The sequence below is a fragment of the Rhodococcus sp. 27YEA6 genome, assembly GCF_044908235.1.
Lineage (GTDB): Bacteria > Actinomycetota > Actinomycetes > Mycobacteriales > Mycobacteriaceae > Rhodococcus_F > Rhodococcus_F qingshengii.
Genome location: NZ_JBIYCY010000003.1, coordinates 166476 through 187195, shown reverse-complemented (window position 1 = coordinate 187195; position 20720 = coordinate 166476). Strand labels below are relative to the sequence as shown.

General features: G+C 62.5%; 18 protein-coding genes. 9 read left to right on the top strand and 9 right to left on the bottom strand.

Annotated features, from left to right (window positions below):
* The first annotated feature begins 81 nt into the window (after positions 1 to 81).
* The 7 genes from ABH939_RS11195 to ABH939_RS11165 all read left to right on the top strand — a co-directional run bounded on the left by ABH939_RS11195 (position 82) and on the right by ABH939_RS11165 (position 8246).
* Entirely contained in the window at positions 82 to 927 is an 846-nt protein-coding gene (locus ABH939_RS11195) for a M55 family metallopeptidase (RefSeq protein WP_007734371.1), read from the top strand.
* A 208-nt stretch (positions 928 to 1135) separates the two neighbouring features.
* Positions 1136 to 2416 carry an MFS transporter gene (locus ABH939_RS11190; RefSeq protein WP_404649625.1) on the top strand — a complete coding sequence of 427 codons (1281 nt, stop codon included), beginning with the start codon at positions 1136 to 1138 and terminating at the stop codon, positions 2414 to 2416.
* 14 nt (positions 2417 to 2430) lie between these two features.
* The gene (locus ABH939_RS11185) at positions 2431 to 3288 is read left to right on the top strand and encodes a tryptophan 2,3-dioxygenase (protein WP_003945883.1); all 858 of its coding nucleotides are present in this window, start codon (positions 2431 to 2433) and stop codon (positions 3286 to 3288) included.
* A gap of 143 nt (positions 3289 to 3431) precedes the next feature.
* A complete protein-coding gene (locus tag ABH939_RS11180; RefSeq protein WP_075832250.1) occupies positions 3432 to 4526 on the top strand; it encodes a M20 family metallopeptidase in 1095 nt (364 codons plus the stop codon).
* Between the two features lie 2 nt (positions 4527 to 4528).
* Positions 4529 to 5467, top strand: coding sequence for a GNAT family N-acetyltransferase (locus ABH939_RS11175; RefSeq protein ID WP_404649624.1), 939 nt, complete (start codon positions 4529 to 4531; stop codon positions 5465 to 5467).
* Positions 5464 to 6579: an o-succinylbenzoate synthase gene (gene menC / locus ABH939_RS11170; protein ID WP_404649623.1), complete on the top strand. Its 1116-nt coding sequence runs from the start codon at positions 5464 to 5466 to the stop codon at positions 6577 to 6579. Before ABH939_RS11175 ends, menC begins: the two co-directional genes overlap by 4 nt.
* Before the next feature lie 47 nt (positions 6580 to 6626).
* Positions 6627 to 8246 carry a CdaR family transcriptional regulator gene (locus ABH939_RS11165; RefSeq protein WP_058039306.1) on the top strand — a complete coding sequence of 540 codons (1620 nt, stop codon included), beginning with the start codon at positions 6627 to 6629 and terminating at the stop codon, positions 8244 to 8246.
* Between the two features lie 71 nt (positions 8247 to 8317).
* On the opposite strand, the gene ABH939_RS11160 is transcribed toward ABH939_RS11165, so the two are convergent.
* The 3 genes from ABH939_RS11160 to ABH939_RS11150 all read right to left on the bottom strand — a co-directional run bounded on the left by ABH939_RS11160 (position 8318) and on the right by ABH939_RS11150 (position 10673).
* A complete protein-coding gene (locus ABH939_RS11160; RefSeq protein WP_007734380.1) occupies positions 8318 to 9214 on the bottom strand; it encodes a serine hydrolase in 897 nt (298 codons plus the stop codon).
* 156 nt (positions 9215 to 9370) lie between these two features.
* Positions 9371 to 10006, bottom strand: coding sequence for a ScbR family autoregulator-binding transcription factor (locus tag ABH939_RS11155; RefSeq protein ID WP_064074149.1), 636 nt, complete (start codon positions 10004 to 10006; stop codon positions 9371 to 9373).
* 238 nt (positions 10007 to 10244) lie between these two features.
* The gene (locus tag ABH939_RS11150; RefSeq protein ID WP_064074148.1) at positions 10245 to 10673 is read right to left on the bottom strand and encodes an HIT family protein; all 429 of its coding nucleotides are present in this window, start codon (positions 10671 to 10673) and stop codon (positions 10245 to 10247) included.
* Positions 10674 to 10760: 87 nt separating this feature from the next.
* On the opposite strand from ABH939_RS11150, the gene ABH939_RS11145 reads away from it, so the two are divergent.
* Both ABH939_RS11145 and ABH939_RS11140 read left to right on the top strand, forming a co-directional pair.
* On the top strand, positions 10761 to 12002 hold the full coding sequence (locus ABH939_RS11145) for a glycosyltransferase (protein WP_007734387.1): 1242 nt from the start codon (positions 10761 to 10763) through the stop codon (positions 12000 to 12002).
* On the top strand, positions 11999 to 14146 hold the full coding sequence (locus tag ABH939_RS11140) for a glycosyltransferase family 39 protein (protein ID WP_312639267.1): 2148 nt from the start codon (positions 11999 to 12001) through the stop codon (positions 14144 to 14146). Before ABH939_RS11145 ends, ABH939_RS11140 begins: the two co-directional genes overlap by 4 nt.
* An 85-nt stretch (positions 14147 to 14231) precedes the next feature.
* Here the strand turns inward: ABH939_RS11140 and ABH939_RS11135 are convergent, their stop codons facing one another.
* From ABH939_RS11135 to ABH939_RS11110, 6 genes are all read right to left on the bottom strand, one after another.
* Complete coding sequence (locus ABH939_RS11135; RefSeq protein WP_404649622.1) at positions 14232 to 15536, bottom strand: DUF222 domain-containing protein; 1305 nt, start codon at positions 15534 to 15536, stop codon at positions 14232 to 14234.
* A 70-nt stretch (positions 15537 to 15606) separates the two neighbouring features.
* Positions 15607 to 16254, bottom strand: coding sequence for an ATP-binding cassette domain-containing protein (locus ABH939_RS11130; protein WP_312638917.1), 648 nt, complete (start codon positions 16252 to 16254; stop codon positions 15607 to 15609).
* Between the two features lies 1 nt (position 16255).
* The gene (locus ABH939_RS11125) at positions 16256 to 17173 is read right to left on the bottom strand and encodes an ABC transporter ATP-binding protein (RefSeq protein ID WP_042920388.1); all 918 of its coding nucleotides are present in this window, start codon (positions 17171 to 17173) and stop codon (positions 16256 to 16258) included.
* Complete coding sequence (locus ABH939_RS11120) at positions 17170 to 17991, bottom strand: ABC transporter permease (RefSeq protein WP_020906350.1); 822 nt, start codon at positions 17989 to 17991, stop codon at positions 17170 to 17172. Before ABH939_RS11120 ends, ABH939_RS11125 begins: the two co-directional genes overlap by 4 nt.
* The gene (locus ABH939_RS11115; RefSeq protein ID WP_082654891.1) at positions 17984 to 19018 is read right to left on the bottom strand and encodes an ABC transporter permease; all 1035 of its coding nucleotides are present in this window, start codon (positions 19016 to 19018) and stop codon (positions 17984 to 17986) included. Before ABH939_RS11115 ends, ABH939_RS11120 begins: the two co-directional genes overlap by 8 nt.
* The gene (locus tag ABH939_RS11110) at positions 19015 to 20637 is read right to left on the bottom strand and encodes an ABC transporter substrate-binding protein (RefSeq protein ID WP_404649621.1); all 1623 of its coding nucleotides are present in this window, start codon (positions 20635 to 20637) and stop codon (positions 19015 to 19017) included. Before ABH939_RS11110 ends, ABH939_RS11115 begins: the two co-directional genes overlap by 4 nt.
* Positions 20638 to 20720: the final 83 nt, after the last annotated feature.

Here is a 20720-nt window from a genome sequence, read left to right as displayed (position 1 = left end):
GGACAAGAAACGGATGCGCTCGAGTGTGAAGGTGAAAGCGAAGTTATCAATTCAGCCGATTGAGATCGATGGAGGACAGGAATGCACGTCTATATTTCGGTGGACATGGAGGGTATCGCGGGTATCGCGACGCTCGATCAGACGATCCGCGGCGGTGGCGGCTACCACCGTGCGCAGATGCTCATGACCGCCGAGACCAATGCCGCGATCGCCGGTGCGTTCGACGCCGGTGCGACGAGCGTCCTGGTCAACGACAGCCACGGAACGATGGACAATCTGCTTCACGCCGACCTGGATCCACGGGCGCGTCTGATCTTCGGAACACCGAAGATGCAGTGCATGGCGGAGGGACTGACGTCCGATCACGACGTCGCGCTGTTTGTCGGCTATCACGCACCCGCCGGTGGGCCCGGCGTCCTGGCGCACACGTTCTCGAGCTTGTTCGCCGACGTCCGCCTCGACGGCAAGTCCGTCTCGGAGACCGACGTCAACACCCTCTACGCTGCCACCCAGGGCGTTCCCGTCGGCCTGGTGACGGGTGACGACATCATCTGCGGCTTGGTCGACGCGGCCTCGCCGACAACCGAGACCGTCGAGGTCAAGAAGGCACATGGATGGTCGGCAACCAATTCGCTGCCGCCGTCGCTGGCGTGCGAGCAGATCCGAGCAGGAGCCGAGCGCGCAGTGCGTAAGGCCGACACACTGAAGCCGGTCGAGCTGCGTGACGAATGGACCCTCGAGATCGTTCACCCCACCACCACGGGAGCTGAACTCGCCGAGGCTGTTCCCGGCTCGCGACGGATTTCGGATCGTACGATTTCGCACACACTCGGCAGCGTCGACGACATTCTCGGTCTGATCACTGTCAATGCCCGGCTTGCAGCCGCAGGCGTCTCGACGATCGTGGCAGTCGCCAATCGCACGTAGTGAAGTAGCGACTCCATCGCGAAATGCCGCCGACGCCGTGTGCGCCGGCGGCATTTGTCATCTCTTGGGGCAGAACATGTTCCGACCGACCAATCGTTGCTTCGGCTATTGGTGAAACGGACCAATGCGGTAGACGTGTTCGCTGTCACACTTCATCAGTCTTTTCAATGTTCCAGTCCATGCGGCACAGGACAATTCGGGAGGCTTGATGAAGGCGGAACGCGTCACAGTGGAAGGACCGTCGCGGGCGAGCGACGGTCCGGTTCGAAATATGATGGACAACAGGTCGATTCGTCGTACGACCACCGTTACGGTGGGGCTGCTCAGTACCATCTGGTTGATCGACATGGTGGATCGCGTCATGATCGGGCTTGCGCTTCCGATGATCGGCGACGAATTCTCGCTCAGCAGTACGCAGTTGGGTGGCGTGGTCTCGGTATTCGCGATCTTCTACATGCTCGGGCAGGTCCCCGGCGGAATGTTGGCCGACCGCTTCGGACCCAGGCCCCTGTTGATCGTTGCTTTGATCCTGTGGTCGGTGTTCACAGCGTTGACAGGGTTCGCGTGGGGTCTCGTCTCGCTGATGGTCATGCGTGCGATGTTCGGCATCAGCCAGGGGCTCTTTCCAGCGGCGTCGTTCAAGGCTTTGGCTGAGCGGACGCGTCCGAAAACCAGAGCGACCGCGATGGGTTTCATGCTCGGCGCCAACAACCTCGGCCCCGGCATCGCACCGCTGATCATCGCGCCGGTCCTCATGGCCGTGGGGTGGCGTGACGCGTTCTGGCTGGTGGCGATCGTCGGCGCAGTGATCGGCACGGTGGTGTGGTTGGTGCTGCCCGCACCGCTGGACACGGAAATCTCGGAAGATCCCGAGGCAGCCTTGCAACCTCTGGCGAGCGAGCACTCTCGCGCCGCGGTGTTCAAGTCCGCGTCGGTGTGGAAGTTCGCGATTCTGTTCTGCCTGGCCAACATGTCCGCGTACGGGCTGATGACCTGGGTGCCGAGTTATCTGCTCAACGACAAGGGACTCTCGCTGATCGACACGGGAATCTTTGCCGCAATCCCCTTCATCGTCACGGCGCTGGCCACGATTGTGGGCGGGCGGTTGGTGGACAAGTACTTCCACGACCGGGCCAGGATCCTTCTGGTTCCGTGTATGGCCACGTCGGCAGTCCTTTTGTTCCTGATGACCACCGCTGACACCGTCGCGATGTTCACGTTCTACGAGACGTTGGCTCTAGGCATCAGCGGTCTGTGTTCGATGTCGATCTTCGCGATGCCGTTGCGGGCACTTCCGGCCGAATTCCTCGGTTCCGGAATGGGTTTGATCAACGGTTGTGGTCAGTTCGCCGGTTTCATCATCCCGCTCGTGATGGGATGGATGGTGGACCAGTTCTCGTACATGGCTGCATTCGGAGTCCTGGTCGGAGCGACGAGCGCTGCCGCATTGGTGGCCATGATCGTTCCTCAGACCCCGGCGAAATTCTGACAAGGAGACCGAAGATGTCGGCAACGGACGGCACACGAAAGATCGAAGACGACGTCGTCACCGATTTTTCCGGGAAGATGAGTTACGGGGCCTACCTCGGACTCGACACCCTCCTGGATTCGCAGCACCCGGTGAGCGAGCCGGAACACCACGACGAACTCTTGTTCATCATTCAGCACCAGACCAGCGAGTTGTGGCTCAAGCTGTTTCTCCACGAGATACGGGCGGCCAGAGCAGCGATCGCTGCCGACGACATTCGGGTCGCGTTCAAGCGGATCGCACGTGTCAAACACATTCAGGCCACCTTGACCGAGCAGTGGTCGGTGCTGGCGACACTGACGCCGGCGGAGTATGCGGAGTTCAGGGGCGTTCTCGGCAACTCATCGGGGTTCCAGTCGTACCAGTACCGCGCCGTGGAATTCGTGCTCGGAAACAAGAACGCGGGCATGCTGAAGGTGTTCGAATCGGATCCGTCCGCCCATCGATTGTTGGAGACCCTGCTCGGGGAGCCGACACTGTACGACGAGTTCTGGCGGTACCTGTCCAGGCAGGGGTACGACGTTCCGGCGTCGGCTCTCGAACGAGACGTCAGCGCGCCCTACGTGCGAAACGACGAACTGATTCCGCTGGTCAAAGCAATCTACGAGAACGTCGAACAGCACTGGACGGCGTACGAAGCGTTCGAGGAGTTGGTCGACCTCGAGGAGAGCTTTCAGCTGTGGCGGTTCCGGCACCTTCGGACGGTGCTGCGGGTGATCGGCATGAAGAAGGGGACCGGCGGTTCGAGTGGTGGTGCCGGCTTCCTGCAACGTGCGCTGGAGTTGAGCTTCTTTCCCGAGCTGTTTGCCGCCCGAACAGAGATCGGTACCTGACACACCTGCTTGATGACACCCAGCTGTTCGTGACACACGACGAATCCGAGCCCGAAGGACAGGAGTCTTGGACAAGATCCGACAGGGTCGCTTCGACCAAGCTTGACTGCGAAGTTGCAAGTCGGTGACAGGAGAGCGTCGGAGTGGACAAGAAATCAATGGTGGCAGACCTGGCGGCGTTGGTAACCGCCGAGTCGCCTAGTTCCGATCTCGGCGCAGTCGATGCATGTGCGGACGTGGTGGCCGACATCGGCGAACGCCACCTCGGAAGCACCCCCGAACGTATCCGCATCGACGGGCGCCAGCACTTGCGTTGGTCGTTCGGCGCGGAGCCGAAGGTGATGCTCCTGGGCCATTTCGACACCGTCTGGCCGCTCGGAACGCTCGCGGAGTTGCCCTGGTCTGTCACCGACAACATCGCCACCGGACCCGGAGTCTTCGACATGAAGGCCGGCATCGTCCAGCTCTTCCACGCGCTCGCATCGCTTCCGTCGCTCGACGGGGTGGTCGTGCTCCTCAATTCCGACGAGGAAATCGGCTCCCCGACCTCGCGCGCACTGATCGAGGAGCAAGCACGTCAGGTCGACGCGGTGCTGGTCCTCGAAGCCGCAGCCGAAGGGGCAGTGAAGACAGCGCGCAAGGGTATGTCGCTGTACTGCGTCGACATCGAGGGACGCGCTGCACACGCCGGACTGGAACCGGAACGAGGTGTGAACGCCGTAGTGGAGCTCGCACACCAGATTCAGGCCGTGGTGGAGCTCGCGGACCCGGTGGCGGGAACGTCGGTGGTTCCGTCCGTGATCAGTGGCGGCACGACCACCAATACTGTTGCAGCGCAAGCGCAACTGTGGTGTGACGTTCGCATGTGGTCGGCGAAGGAACAGGAACGCATCGACCGTTCGATCCGTGCACTGACACCGGCGCTGGCCGAAAGTCGAATTTCGGTGTCCGGAGGCCCCAACCGTGGACCACTGGAATCAGTGTCTTCGGAGAAGCTGTACTTTCTCGCTCACCAGGTCAGCAGTGAGAGCGGTTTGGGGATGCTGCGCGACTGCGCCGTCGGCGGTGCATCGGACGGAAATTTCACTGCCGCAGTAGGAACTCCCACGTTGGACGGCCTCGGTGCCGTCGGCGGTGGCGCCCACGCAGCGACAGAACACGTAGAGATAGATCAGATGATCCCGCGCGCCACCTTGTTGGCCGGTCTGGTGACTCGAATCCTGGAGGGAGGACTGTGACTATGACGTCGCCGAACAATTTCCAACGCAAGACCGTTCAACCATTCGGAGGTGTATCGCCTTCACGGATGCGGCAAGCAATCAGCCAGGCCGAGCAGGCCGCCCTGCTTGCATGTGTGACTATCGAAACCGTCACCGGGCATGCCGAGTTGGAACAGGTATTCGGTCTGTTCGAGAAGGTATGGCAGCCGGAGAGCGGTAACCCTCCCGTCCATCGGGACATGATGAAAGCGCTCGCACACTCCGGTAACTACGTCGCCGGCGCGTTTCGTGGCGGGGATCTGATCGGCGGCTCGGTTGCATTCTTCGAGGAACCGCAACATCGTTCTTTGCATTCACACATCACGGGGATCCTCCCGAACGTGCAGAACGGGCACATCGGCCTCGCGTTGAAACTGTTCCAGCGAGCGTGGGCACTGGAACGGGGAATTCTCCACGTGCGGTGGACTTTCGACCCGCTCGTCGCACGCAATGCCTACTTCAACGTCTCGAAACTCGGTGCGTTCCCGATCCAGTATCTGCCGCGTTTCTACGCGCCGATGAACGACAGTCTCAACGGCGGCGCAGACAGCGACCGATTGCTGATCGACTGGGAAATCGGTAGTAGCAAGGTTGCCGACGTCGTCGCCGGTTCGGGAGAAGTCCCGACTCCCGAGTCCTTGGGGGCGAGCGAACTGCTGTCCGTCTCCGAAGCCGGCCTGCCCGTGTTGAAGTCGACCAAGAATCGATTCGTCACGGTGGCTACACCGAATGACGTGTACACACTGCGTAAGTCGGACCCGACGGCAGCGAACGACTGGCGCCTGGCAGTCCGCGAGACTCTCGGTGGTGTGCTCGCCGAGAACGGAGTGGTTCTCGCAGTTACCAGAACCGGAAAGTACGTGCTGGACCGTGCGCCGGGAACACAGGCAGGCAGGACAACAGCGGAGGTTACATCGTGAAGATCGAAGGAGTTGAATTACGCCGGGCGGCAATGCCGTTGAAAGCGCCGTTCCGTACCTCGTTCGGCACCGAGACCACCAAGGACGTGTTGTTCGTCAAGGTCGTCACCTCGGAGTCGGAGGGCTGGGGCGAGTGCGTGGCGATGTCCGAGCCTCGCTACTGCTCCGAATACACGGACGGCGCCGCCGAAGTCCTTCGTAAGTTCCTGATTCCGTCTCTGGGTGAACTCACCGATCCCGACGTGCACGCACTGAGCGCGACGATGGAACAGTTCGCCGGGCACCCCATGGCCAAAGCGGCATTGGAAACCGCATTTCTCGACGCCGAGTTACGGGCTGCCGGGACGAGCATGTCTTCGTACCTGGGTGCAGTAGTCGATCGCGTACCCGCGGGTGTCTCGGTGGGTATCAAGAATTCGATCGATGAGCTGCTAGAGGAGGTAGGCGGGTTCCTCGATGCCGGATACCTGCGCATCAAACTGAAGATCGAACCGGGCTGGGACATCGAGGCGGTTCGCGCAGTCCGCGAGAGGTTCGGCGACGACGTACTCCTCCAGGTCGACGCGAACACCGCGTACACCCTGGCTGACGCCCGCCATCTCCAGCGGCTCGACGACTTCGACCTCCTGCTGATCGAGCAGCCGCTTCCCGAAGAGGAACTGCGCGGCCACGCCAGGCTGGCCGAGATGATGCGGACGCCGGTCTGCCTCGACGAGTCGATCACCTCCGCGAAGGTCACCGCCGACGCGCTGGCAATCGGTGCGTGCAGCGTGGTGAACATCAAACCGGGACGTGTGGGCGGTTATCTGGAATCGCGTCGTATCCACGACGTCTGCAAGGCCAACGGAATTGCCGTGTGGTGCGGCGGAATGCTCGAGACCGGAATCGGCAGGGCCGCCAACGTCGCGCTTGCCGCGCTCCCCGGATTTGTCCTACCAGGCGATACATCGGCTTCCGACCGGTACTTCGCCGAAGACATCACCGAGCCGTTCGTACTCGACAACGGTTACGTGAAGGTTCCGGAAGGACCGGGCATCGGCGTCGAACCGATCCCCGACCTGCTCGAAGCAATTACCACGTCGGTCGAATGGATCGGCATGGATCGGCTTTGACGAATCACTATGACACACTTCGTTCACCGGACGAAGGAGTGATAGACGTGGGCACCGTACGACCTCGCATCAGTTTGGTGCGGCTTCTCGAAGACGTGGGAACTACGGTGCTGAATCCGGTTGTCGGCGACCCGGAGGCGGTCCAGGAGATCGCCTCGGTGGTCATTCACGACCCCGACGACGACTCACCCTCGACACCGGACTCCATGGTGCTGCTCGTCGGCGTCACCGGAGGCGAACGTATCGCGGAGTCCGTGGCCGGCCTGGCCGAGCGCGGAGTACGCGTGGTGGTCGCGCGAGTGACCGCCGAGGTCAGCGATGCGGACCGCGAATCCGTCATCGCCTCGGGCGTCGTGCTGTTGGCCTTGGCGCGAGGAGTCTCGTGGGTTCAGCTGACAAGCCTGCTTCATTCGGTGCTCTCGGCCCGAAACGAAGTCGGGCACATCCACTCACGCGGAGGCGGCCCGGCCGGCGATCTGTTCGCCTTCGCCAACGCTGTCAGCGCACTTCTCGATGCGCCGATCACGATCGAGGACCGCAGCTCACGGGTCATCGCCTTCTCCGGCCGCCAGGAAGAAGGAGACGGTCCACGTATCGCGACCGTTCTGGAGCGGCAAGTTCCTGACCAGTACATTCGAGTGCTCGAAGAGGCCGGGGTCTTCGACCGGCTCTATCGCAGCGACGATCCGGTGTGGGTCTCGGCCGAGACCCTCGGTACCAAAATGGGTCGTATCGCCGTGTCCATCAGAGCCGGCGACGAGTTCCTCGGCTCCATGTGGGTGGCAACCGGTGAGCCGATGTCCGACGACCGGATGCGTGCTCTGCGCGATTCAGCTGGGTTGATCGCGCTGCAGATGTTGCGGTTGCGCGGCGGCGCCGACGCCGAGCGCCGACTGCGCGCAGACCTGATCGCAACCCTTCTCGACGGTGGGTCAGGTGCGGTCGACGCGATGAATCGCCTCGGCCTCGGGACCGGCCCCGCACTCGTGATGGCTTTGGGTCGTAGGTCTTTCGAAGGATCGTCGAAGCCGGACGATGCCGCCCACGTGGTGCGACTGACCGACGCTCTGGCCATGCACCTCGGCGCCGTCCACTCGCAGTCGGCGGCAGCCTTGGTCAACGGAACCGGCTACGCGGTGCTGTCTGTGCGAGGGCATTCCCCGGCCGAGGCCGAGTTGCAGGCGTTCCGTGTGGCCTCGGACTTCCTGGACCGGACCGGAGCGTCCGGCGACACGATCATCGGGATCGGCCGGGTCGTGACCAGACCGGCGCAGCTGAGCCGATCGAAGCGCGACGCCGAACATGCCCTCGAAGTGTTGTTGGCGGGACGAGCGTCGGGCAGCGTCGCCACCTTCAGTAGCGTCCACGTCGATGCCATCCTGTTGGAGATCGCGTCGGAAGCTGCAGCCGAAGGGTTCTCGGACCTCGGACCGATCGAGGCGATCGCCAGCCACGACGCCGCTCATGCGACCTCGTTCGTGGACACTCTCGATGCGTGGCTCAACGCGTTCGGTGATGTCGGTGACGCCGCGGCGTCATTGCACGTGCACCCCAACACCTTTCGGTATCGTCTCAGCAAGTTGAAGGGTATGGCCGCGTTGGATCTCGACGACCCCAACGTCCGCTTCCGGTTGATGGTGCATCTTCGTCTGCGCGGTCCACGCTAGCTCGAAAGCCGAAAAATGCGGGTCGCACTGATTTCTCAGCGCGACCCGCATTCTTTGTCAGTGGGTTCGGATCAGCTGTTGTTGCGAAGTGCTTCGACAGCGATGCGGCCGACGGTTCCGATGGAGGCGTCGATCTTCGGGGCGCGGTGGGTGAGCTCGTGGGACTTGGTGAAGACACCGACGGCGTAACGCTTGCCGTCCGGGTACGCCACGACGCCGGCTTCGTTTCGTACCAGTCCCAGCGTTCCGGTCTTGGCGGCGACAGTGACCTCGTCGGGGAAACCGGACGAAAGGCGGTGCGGCCAGACCTGCTTGCTCATGATGGTTCGGACCTCTTCACAAGCCGATGCGGGGCCGGCTTCATCCCTCCAGATTGCAGCCAGCAACATTGTGATCTCACGAGGAGTACTGGAATTGGAGCGGGCGGGATCCATGACGGAAATTGTCCGAAGAATTTCGATGGGGGGCATTTCCAGCAAGGTGCCCTTGTCGACGCCGAGGTCGTCGTAGACCGTCTTGAAGAGGCCTCGGCAGTCACGGACCAAGTTGGTCTTCTCCAAACCGAGCCCGCGCAGCGTTGCGACGATGTTGTCGAGTCCGAGACGCTCGTACAAGAAATCCGTGGCGGCGTTGTCGCTGAAGCTCATCATGAGCAGAGCGAGGTCTCGCCAGCTTGCAGTCACGTCGTCGGCGCAGCCGCCGATACCGATGCCGCCGGAGCGGAACTCGGCGGTCACCGTGGCGTGCTCGGTCGGATCAAGGGTGCCTGCCGCTACTTCACGGGCGTACTGAAGCACAACAGGAATCTTGAAAACGGAGGCGAGGATGACACCTTCGTCCGCGCCGTAGCCGAACTCTTCGCCGGAATCGATGTCGCGTGCGTGGACGTAGGCATCGGTCTTCGCTTCGGCGAGTACAGCAGCGATCTCCTGCTGTGCGCTCTCAACGTACGTGGCGGTTTCGGTCATTCGAGAAGCCCTTTCGTCGGTATCCATGTATCTGGGTTATTCGTGGATCTGACGATAGTGAGTCGACGACGGGGGGTCTTGTACGAATCGACGAAGGTTGGCGCACGGTTCGGTGCTGATACGCCGAATCATCCGGGCGTCGGGGTGTTCTCCGGATCAGGACGCATAAGTTTCGAGGCGACATCCGACCAGTTCGGCGACGTCGCTGCGTCGCTTGTCGGAGACCACGCCTGCCAACAGGAGGGTGAACAATTCGTCGATACGGTCGTTCAAATCGCTTCGTCTGGTGAGCACGTTCGAAACCAGTTGAACGCCGGTGAATGCCGAGATCACTACGCGACCCACCGATTCCGGCTCCACATCGTCGCGGATGTCGCCTTCGAGCTTCGCGGCCTCGGCCAGTTTTCGAAGCTCGCGGATCCACGCGACGTACGGGCCTTGCGAACCGTCGGCAGAGGCCAACTCGAGGGTAAGTCGGATTCCCGCACGAACAATAGGTTCTGCGACGAGTTGGCGGCCCATCTCGTGGCACACCATGACGAGCTGTTCCAGTGCCGGTGCGCCTGTGGCTGCAACTGCGGTGAAGGCACTGATCGAGATCTGGTGCTGTTCTTCGATCACCGCCTGAGCCAGTTCGTCTTTGGACGAGAAGTGAAAATAGACCGCGCCCTTGGTCATCTGCGCCGCGGACACGATGTCATTCATGCTCGTGCTGCCGTACCCCGTGACTTCGAACCGATCAGCAGCACCTTGAAGAATCTGTCGGCGACTGATCTTGGCACGTTCCTGCATTGCTCCCTTGTCCTCCGACTGTTAACACGTGAACCAGTTTTAGGGCCCTAGGTCCCGGACCAGCGACCCACGGTAGCAGCGAATCTCGTGCTCGCGCGACAGCGCGAAACGGACTGTTCGGTGTGCAATCGCAGGTCACGGTCGGTAGGAGCGACAAATGCGACCGCCGCAACCTCCGTTGGAGGCTGCGGCGGGGAGTCCAGTTATCGGCCAGCGAAATTCGGTCGAAGGTATGCGATCAACGAGTCGAGACAGTTGCCTCGAAGCCGAGGTCGCGTAGCGCCGACTTGAGTTTGGTCTGTGCCTCGTCGAGAGATTCGGGTGACGGCGAGGTGTCGGCGCCACTGATGTCGAAGTTCCCCATGTCGTATGCGGGGAAAACATGAACGTGAAGATGCGGAACTTCCAGACCTGCGATGAGGAGACCCGCCCGAGGCGCGTCGAACGCCTTCCGCACGGCTTGGCCGAGGTTGCGGGCAACAGCGGTGACCTTGGCAAAGAGTTCAGGATCCACGTCCTGCCACTGATCGACCTCGGCTCGCGGAACCACAAGCACGTGGCCCTGCGTTACCGGCGCGATGGTCAAGAACGCGACGACGTCCTCGTCCTCCCACACGAAACGTCCTGGTAGATCCCCGTTGATGATGGCACTGAAGACTGAAGGCATACCCCGAGATTAGCCCGCGTCCGGTTGCCAGGAAACTCCCAGGCTGGACGCAGGTTCGTCGGAGCCGGCCCGACAAATCTAGGACGCATGACGACAGAAGCCATGCAGACCGCGGGCAGCACGGACGCAGAGGAGGTCTCCGCGACGACTGTAGTGCTGGACGTGGTCGTCCCGGTATACAACGAAGAGGCAGGCCTCGAGACGTGCGTGCGGCGCCTGCGCCGGCATTTACGCACGCAGGTGCCATTCTCTGCACGAATTACCATCGCGGACAACGCCAGTGTCGACGGCACGTTGGCACTCGCACGTTCCCTCGCCGAAGAATTCGACGACGTCCGGGTCGTCCACCTGGATGCGAAGGGTCGTGGTCGAGCACTGCGGCAGGTATGGAGCGACTCCGATGCCGACGTGGTCGCGTACATGGACGTCGACCTCTCGACCGACCTCAACGCCCTGATGCCGTTGATTGCTCCGTTGCTCTCCGGACACTCGGACATCGCCATCGGTTCCCGGCTGGCACGATCGTCCCGCGTGGTGCGCGGCCCCAAGCGTGAGTTCATCTCACGTAGCTACAACCTCATCCTCCGAAGCGCACTGCATGCTCGCTTCTCCGACGCCCAGTGCGGATTCAAAGCCATGCGCGTCGATGTTGCACGGCAACTACTTCCGCTGGTGGAGGACACCGGGTGGTTCTTCGATACCGAATTGCTGGTGCTGGCCGAGCGAGCGGGCATGCGGATTCACGAGGTCCCTGTCGACTGGGTGGACGACCCGGACAGTCGGGTGGACATCATTGCCACGGCAGTTGCCGACCTCAAAGGTGTGGTCCGTGTCGGGCGAGCACTGTCTACCGGTTCCCTTCCATTGGCCGAGCTCAGGGCAAGTTTCGGACGTGAACCGTTGGTTCCCGGAGTTCCACGAGGAATGGTCGGGCAGCTCTCACGCTTTGCCGTGGTGGGAGTCATTTCGACGCTCGCGTACGCGCTGCTCTACCTCGCTCTGCACTCGATCATGGGTGCGCAGTGGGCCAACGCCGTCGCATTGCTGGTGACCGCGGTATTCAACACCGCCGCCAACCGGGCCTTCACCTTCGGGATCCGAGGGTCGGAAGGATCCGCTCGTCACCAGATGCAGGGACTGCTCGTGTTCGGGTTCGGTCTACTGCTCACCAGCGGATCATTGTTCGTGCTCGACGTCATGGCGCCCGATGCTTCCAAGCACGTGGAGCTTGCCGTACTCGTCATCGCCAATCTTGTTGCCACAGTCAGTCGATTCATCGCACTGCGCTGGGTGTTTCGCACCGCACAATCCGTAGGAGCCAATCGATGACCGCCACTGCAGAGACACTCGCCGCGCCGCTGCCAGCGCCGGAACCGCAACGTCAGGTGCGCTGGGAACCGTGGGCGCTGGGAGTGTTGTTAGTGGGCACCGGAGTTGCCTACATCTGGGGCCTGGGCGCGTCCGGATGGGCCAACTCGTTCTATGCCGCTGCGGTACAGGCAGGTTCGGTGTCGTGGAAGGCTTTCTTCTTCGGCTCCTCGGACGCTGCAAACTCGATCACCGTCGACAAGCCGCCCATGTCCCTGTGGTTGATGTCGCTGTCGGTTCGCATCTTCGGACTCAATTCCTGGGCGATGTTGGTGCCGCAGGCACTCCTCGGGGTCGGATCGGTTGCACTGTTGTGGGGAACGGTTCGACGGTATTTCGGTGCGGCCGCCGGCCTCCTCGCGGGCCTGGTACTTGCGCTCACACCCGTAGCGGCGCTGATGTTCCGGTTCAACAACCCGGATGCTCTGCTGGTGCTCCTGATGATCGCAGCAGTGTGGGCGATGATGCGCGCCGTGCAGGACGGCCACACCCGCTGGCTCGTGTTGGTCGGTATCTTCTGCGGATTCGGTTTCCTGACAAAGCAATTACAGGTCATGTTGGTGGTTCCACCGCTGGCGCTCACCTATCTGATCGCCGGACCGCCGAAACTGGGTAAGCGCGTACTCCAACTGTTCGCGGCACTGGGCGGACTGATCGTTTCCGCCGGATGGTGGTTGGCAATCGTCGAACTGTGGCCGGCCGACTCGCGTCCGTGGATCGGTGGTTCACAGAACAATTCGATTCTCGAACTGACGCTCGGCTACAACGGGCTCGGGCGCTTGAGCGGCAACGAGACCGGAAGCGTCGGCGGCGGCGGAATGCGCGGTGCTGGTGATGCCGCGGCCGGCGCTGCTGCGGGCGGTTTCCCCGGCATGGGCGAGGCCGCAGGTGGTATGGCCGGGGGAGGTATGGCACCAGGTGGTGGGGCCGGCGGTGGTATGTGGGGGAGTACCGGCATTACCCGACTGTTCGAATCGGCCCAGGGCGGACAGATCGCCTGGTTGATTCCTGCTGCACTGATACTTCTGGCGGCTGGAATCGTGCTGCGAGGCAGGGCACCCCGCGCTGATACACAGCGCGCGTCATTCATCGTCTGGGGACTGTGGCTGTTGGTGACCGGACTGACCTTCAGTTTCATGGCGGGAATCTTCCACGCCTACTACACCGTTGCGCTGGCGCCGGCGATCGCCGCGCTGATCGGTTCAGGATCGGTAGTGGCGTGGCGTCATCGTGACGTCCTCTGGGTTCGCATCATTCTGGCGGTGTCCTTGGCCGCAACCGTCGCGATGGCGTGGGTACTGCTCGGACGCTCGCCTTCGTTCGTACCGTGGCTTCGCTGGACCATTCTGGTGGTCGGCATCGTCAGTGCCGTGGCAGTGCTGATTTCGGCAGTGACGCGAGGTCGATCGGCTGTGGCAGTGATTCTCGCAGCGATCTTCACCGGTCTGGCAGGTCCGACTGCATACGCGATCGACACGATCAACACTCCGCATGCCGGTTCCATAGTTTCGGCCGGACCGAGCGTCGAAGGTGGAATGGGTGGGCCCGGCGGTGGCCGCGGAGGCTTCGGTGGATTCGGTGGCACGGCTGATGGCGGTAACCGTCGGACTGACGGGGCTGGGACCGGAATGCCGGGCACGCCCCCTGTAGGAATGGGTCAGATGCCCGGTGGTGCAACAGTTCCGGGCGGTACCACGCCGACCACCGACGGAACGCGGGGCGCAATGGGAGGCGGTGCCGGTGGTCTACTGCAGGGCAGCACGCCGGGAGCCGCTGTTGTGTCCACACTCGAAGAGAACTCCGACCAGTTCACGTGGGTAGCCGCGGCAATCGGGTCCAACAGCGCCTCGGGTTATCAGCTTGCGACGCAGTCACCGGTCATGGCTATCGGAGGGTTCAACGGGAGCGATCCGTCGCCGACGCTCGCGCAGTTCCAGCAGTACGTGGCAGAGGGCAAGATTCACTTCTTCATCGCAGGCGGTGGGATGGGTGGCGGTATGAACGCCGAAGGCACCGCTACCGCTATCTCGACGTGGGTGACCGAAAACTTCACCGCCACAACGGTAGACGGAGTAACCCTCTACGACTTGACGGTTGCAGGCTGACCATAATGAACGCACGCCAGGTCCGCATCGGAGGTGCTTCCTCCGATGCGGACCTGGCGTGAAGTTGTATGCCTGAGGTTCGTCCTCAGGTTTTGAAGGTGGTGTTCGCCGGCCGCGGGTGCTGCTGCGGGTCGATCGAGGGTGGCGGGATGAACCAGGGTTTGTTGTCGACTCCTATTCGGATTTCCCATTTGCCGACGAACCCGGATTTGCGGTGCATCAACCGATGATGTGAACGGCACAGCAGGACCAGGTTGTTCATCACCGTCGGGCCACCGTTGGCCCAGTGCCGGATATGGTGCGCATCAGTCCAGGCGGGCACGCATGTGCAGCCCGGGAACGCGCAGCCTCTGTCTCGGGCAATCAACGCCACTCGCTGTTCGGCGGTGACCAACCGTTTTCCTGGTTGCGCATCGAGCGGTGCCCCATGATCGTCGAGCAGAACGGTCGACAGGAAACAATCACACCCGAGAAGCCTGGTCTGCGACACCGACAGCGGTCCGAGCCAGGGCATGTGCCCGACATCGAGATCCGACACAGCCATTCCACCACCATCGGGCGAGGGTGTGGCGGCGCAGTCACGGTGCTCCGCCAGATCCCGAGCATTGATGTGCACATTCACATGCGGACGCTGACCACCATCGGTACCGGTCTTGGCGCAGTCCAGATAGCGGCGGATCAGTTCGGTGAACCCGTCCGCGGTCCGTTTCGCCGCCGACCGAGAATCCGGGGTTCCGTCCGGTGCTGGGGTGGGCATCGTCAGATTCGACAGGGCCGAGAGCAGCATTTCTCCGGTGAGGGCGTCGAAATCACCACGCACCACCACTCGACCGTTCAATGTCGAGGCGATGCGGAGCTCGTTCCGGTCGATGTCTTCGGCGGGCGGGATCTCATCCGATTCGAAGATTCGCTCCAAGGTCGCGATCGCGTTCCGCACTTTCGTGGTCGTCGCTTCCACACCCGACGCAGCCGCAAGCAGTAGGTCGATACAGCGAGGGAGCGCGGCGTCTGGCATGCCTTTCGGTGGTGATTCGCAGAACGCCACGATCAACACGGCGTGCTCGAAGGAGCAGTCCCCGCCATCGAACCGAGCCGCCACCGCCGGAAACGGCCGCAAAGCCGCACCCAGGGCGGCGATCTTCTTCCCGTCCCGAACCTGCAGCATCGTGTTGGCCGCCAACCAGGACCCCACTCCGCGGCTCGCGATCACCTGATCATCCGGGCGCAACGACAACTCGTCGACCACGGCCACTCGAACGGCTTCAAGACGCAGAATCTCCGCACTCGCCGACACCGCAGCAGCACGCAACTCGGCAGCAGTCAACCGCCACAGGCGTCCGCGTAACCCCACCGCAGAACCAGACACCACGTCCGACAACAAGACACTCATTGAATCCCCCGATCCCCTGCCCAAATCATACTCGAACATACGTTCGGGTCAAGGGTCGATTTCGCAGGGGCTAAGCGCTGATACTGTCGAGGTCGTGGACCACGTCGCAGCAGGCGCCGAGTAATTCGCGATCATGGCTGATGAGTAATACACCGACGCCGGTTTCGGCGGCGCGACTCTCGATCAACCGAATGAGCGCGGCCGTCGTGGCGGCGTCGAGCATCGCCGTCGCCTCGTCACAGATGAGGTATTTCGGTTGTTGCGCCAGCGATCTCGCCAGGCAGGCGCGCTGTAGTTGGCCGTCGCTCACCTGGTGTGGTCTGCGCGACAAGAGATCGGGAGTGAGGCCCACTTCTGCTGCCAGCGCGGCCACATCGATTGACCTACTGGCAATGTCACCGGGTTGGCCGATGATCGAGGCGAGCGTCTGCCGAGGGTCGGTCGATGCGCGAGGTGACTGAAACAGCATGGACACCGTGCCGCGTAGTGCCGCGGGTACCGAGAATTTGGTACCCACAACGGGTGATCCGTCGATCCGCACTTCGCCTGACCACGGTGCATCCAGCGAAGCGAGAATCCTTGCAAGTGTTGATTTTCCGGTGCCCGAAGGCCCGGTCAGGCCGATCAGCTTTCCCGACGGAATCTCGAGCGAGACGTTCTCGAGAACTGGCCGGTTGCGACGGTAACCGCTGGTGATTCTCAGAGCTTGCAGACTCATGTCAGCCCACCTTCCGCAGCGTTCGGTACGTGCGGTCACCCAATGTGACGAGTTCGGTCGGGCCACCGGATTGTTTCGACTCCGGGCGTCGTAGGTGATAGACGCACTCCTCGGGGAGATCGGTGAGTTGCGGTGGCGATCCCGGCATGGGAGTCAAACCTCTGGAAGGTAAGGCGCCGAGAAGGTCTCGGGTGTAATCGTGAAGCGGATCTTGGAACACCAGCGCGGCCGGACCGGTCTCCATGATGCGTGATGCGTACATGACGGCAAGTCGATCCGCGACACCGTTGCGGGTAAGGGATGCCAGGTCATGGGTGATGAGCAGGACCGCCGCTCCGGCGTCCGCGCACTCTCGAAGTAATCCCATGACGTGGTCGGTGAGTTCGCGGTCGAGGTTGGCGGTGGGTTCGTCTGCGACGATCACCGACGGATTCCCGGCCAGCGCACCGGCAATGGCCACGCGTTGCGCCATGCCGCCCGACAGTTCGTGCGGGTAGCAGTCCAGGGCCGACGGTTCGAGTCCGACGCGAAGTGCCAAGGCATCGCAAGTGTGATCGCTGCCGAGTGCGTCGATCGTCTCCTGTAGCTGCGATCGCGCAGTGCGGACGGGGGTGAGATGTGTTGCGGCGGATTGTGGAACGAGAGCCACGTGCCGCCCACGGAACGCGGTGCCGGAGAAGACGTCGATCTCGAGGTCCGGTGTTCCGACGGTGACCGTTCCGGTTCGAGAAGCATTCGGCGGCAACATGTTCATGACCGAGGTGGCGATGATCGACTTGCCACACCCCGATTCCCCGACAAGTGCGGTCACCGTGCCGGCTGGAACGTCGAGGTCGATGTCGCTCGCAGCGTGAACTACCGATCCTCCGAGTAGAGGGATCCTGACGGTGAGAGATTCGATGCGCAGGCCGTGGTTCACAGTCGCAACTCCGAAGGTCGAGGGGGCGTGAGCATCGACCGCAGGGCCGAACCGGCGACGGCAACTGCGACGGTGGCGATCACGAGAACTGCGGCGGGGAATGCCAGCGTCCACCAACCGCCGAGGAGCAGAGAACTGCGTGCCTCTTCGAGAAGCGTCCCGAGACTGGGCTTGTGCGGGGGAAGGCCGAATCCCAGGAAGGACAACGTCGATTCGTGCCAGACGGCGTGGGGCAGCAGGAGAACGACTGCGATCAAAGCCTGTGGCGCCGTCGCCGGCACGAGGTGGCGCATGATCACGTGACGTCGACTGGCTCCCGCGAGAATGGCGGCGTCGATGTAGGGACGCTCGCGCAGACTCAAGATCTCGGAGCGGATGATCCGGGCCACTTGGGTCCAGTGGGTCAGTGCGATCGAAAGCACGATGGCGGCAATGCTTCCACGGAACATCGCGACGATGACGATGCCGAGCAACAGGTGGGGGAGTGCGTTGACGGCATCGGTGCCGCGCATGACGAACCTGTCCACCCAGCCGCCGACCAGTCCGGCCGTAGTGCCGACGGCGACGCCGATCACCGTGGCGAGCAGCGCGCAGGCGAGTGCGATCAGAAGTGAGGTTCGAATGCCTGCAGCTATGCGCACGAACAGATCTCGGCCCGCCGAGTCCGTTCCGAAGGGGTGATCGAACGACGGAGCCAGGCGAGCAGCCGAGAAGTCTGTGACTCGGTCGTCGACGTCGGCCAACCATGGGACCAACGCCGCGTACAGCGCAACGAGGATCAGCACGCCGAGGGCGATCTTGAAGCGTCGTTCAGCCATCGGTACTCACTCTCGGGTCGAGTACTGCAACGAGGACGTCGGCAAGCAGTGAGCCGAGCATGACCGTCAATGTCGTACCGACGGTGAGGAACGCGAGCAGTGCCATGTCGAGGTCACGGGCTGACGAGACGATGGCGCCGGCGATCCCTGGCCAACTGAAGACCTCTTCCACCAGCACTGCCCCGACTATCAGCTCGGGCAGTCGCACGCCGACGATGTTGACGAAAGGCGCCAGTGAGGTCGGCAGTATGTGGCGTTTCGTGATGGTCGGCGTCGGGATTCCGCGTGCTACGGCGCCCGCGACAAATCCCTCACTTTTCGAACCCACGACGGATTCTCGGACCGCGAGTAGGAGCCACGGCATCTGCGAGATGGAGAGGACCGTCACCGGTAGGACCAAGTGCCGGATCACCTGTCCCGGTGTGGGATCGGCACCCCCGTCGGTCAACCCGGCGACCGGGAGCCAGCCGAGAGTCAACGCGAAGAGCGCGATGGCACCCAGCGACAAGACAAACGGCGGAAGTCCTTGGACCACGACGCTCAGCCCGGACACGGTCTTGTCCAAGAATCCTCCACTGCGGATTCCGGCGAGAACACCGAGTGTCAGCGAGGCGAGAATCGCGATGAGGAGTGAGATACCGACCAGCAGCAGGGTCCATGGCAGACGCTCGGAGATAACCTGGGAAACAGGCTGATTGAACGATCTGGAGATCCCGAGATCACCGGTGAACACGCCCTGGAGCCAATTCCAGTACGTGCTGTACCAGGGGTTGTCGAAACCCATCTGATCGGCGATCAACGCTTTGTCCGCGTCGCTGGTCGTCATGTATCGCGTGCCCAGGTAGCCGACAAGTGGATCGAACGGTGAGATTGCGGCGGCGGCAAAGAGTCCCGCGGACACCACGGCGATCACCGGCACGATGAACAACGCCCGCCGACCGACCATCGTGAGGATGGCCTTTCGGCGGGAGTTGCCACGGTGGTCGAGCGATTGCCGCGCGTCTACCCGAACGTCGACCGCTGTCATTGCCCTCTGGCCCACGTCTGCAGTGACCACCACGGGCCCCAGGTCACACCGTGTGAGTGTGGCTCGAGTACCGGTCCGGACATCTGCCAGTCGGAATCCTTCGAAACGTACGTATGGTCGAGGAATACGAGGATGACAAATCCGGGATCCTCGACGTACGCCTGCTGCACGTCGCGATACGCGGCGTCACGCGTTGCCTGATCCAGGCTGCGGCGTCCTACTTCCAAGCCTGCGTCGACTGCTGGATTGGAGTAGTCGCTGGCGTTGTCGTAGATGCTGCCGACCCCGGGCGCTATGTACTTCGAGTTCAGCGCGTCGTACGCCTGCGTGTCTGGATCGAAAGGTTCGTCTCCACCACCGAGAAGCGTCGAATCCTGGTTGATTCGAGGGTCTATGCGGTCCCAGGAGAGCGCTTCGAGATCCACCTCGATGCCGACAGCGAGAGCATCGGAGGCAAATGCCTGAGCGAGATCACGTCGAACGGTGTCGACGGAGTTGTACATGATCGTGAACTGCGCCCGCTGACCGTCTTTCGAACGGATTCCGTCGGCACCTTCGATCCAGCCCGCTTCGGTGAGAATTCGCTCGGCCTCGGCCGGGTCGTAGGCGAAGGTTGCGTTCGGGTTGTACGAATCGCCGTAGACCTCGGGGATCGGAGTGGCGGCGACGCGGCCGTGTCCGCCCAGGACGTTGTCGATCATCGACTGGCGATCGGCGGCGAGGTTGAGCGCCATCCGTACGGCTTTGTCGCCTACCACGGGATTGTTCGTCGGAAGTGAGAGACCGCGCCAGTCCGCTGACTGATGGGCAGTCACCGACATGTTGTCTTTGCCCGAGAACGTATTGGCAAGCAGTGGAGGGAGGTTGGTTCCGTCGATCTCGCCCGACACCATACGTTGGGCGCGGGTGTTGTCGTCCGGAACGTAGAGGAGAGTGAGCTTCTTGATCTCCGGTGCACCGTCCCAGTAGTTCTCGTTCGCCTCGAAGACCGCTCGATCCGGTGAGAGATCGACGAGTGTGTACGGACCCGTACCGACAGGCGCGGTGTTCAACGGCGATTCGGCGGCCAGTCCGGGTGTCGCGAGGGATTCCGACGGGACCATGCCGATCAGCATCTTCGTCAGCAGGGGCGCATACGAGTAGGCGAGACGAAACTCGACTGTGCTGTCGTCGACGGCCACGACGTCGCTGATCATGTCGTACGACGAACGCGCTTCGGAGGCGGAAGCGGGATCGAGGATCGCCTTGTACGTGGCAACCACGTCGGCGGCGTCGAAGGTCGATCCGTCGGAGAAGGTGACCCCGTCGCGGAGTTCGACCGTCCAGACCGTCGCGTCGGCGTTGGCAGTGGGCATCTCCGCGGCCAGAGACGGCTCGAAGCCCGGCATGCCGGTCCCTCCGGTGAGCCGGACGAGGCCGTCGTACATCTTGGCCTCACCGGCAGCGCCGAAGCCTGCGACCGGGTTGTAGCCGCCCAGCTCGTAGCCGTCGGCCAAGACCAGGCCGTCGTTGTTGCCCGAGGAGTCGGTGCCAGTCGGGCTACTGCACGACGTGATCAGAAGTGCGCCGATTGCGGCGGTTGCGGTGAGCGTCAGAACGCCTGGTTTGTGGAGTTTCACGGGTGTCCTTTCCCTGGTGGACAGGTGTCCGAAAACATCTGTTCACCTATTCAGGTATTCATATGATCTCATCTCGAAACGGA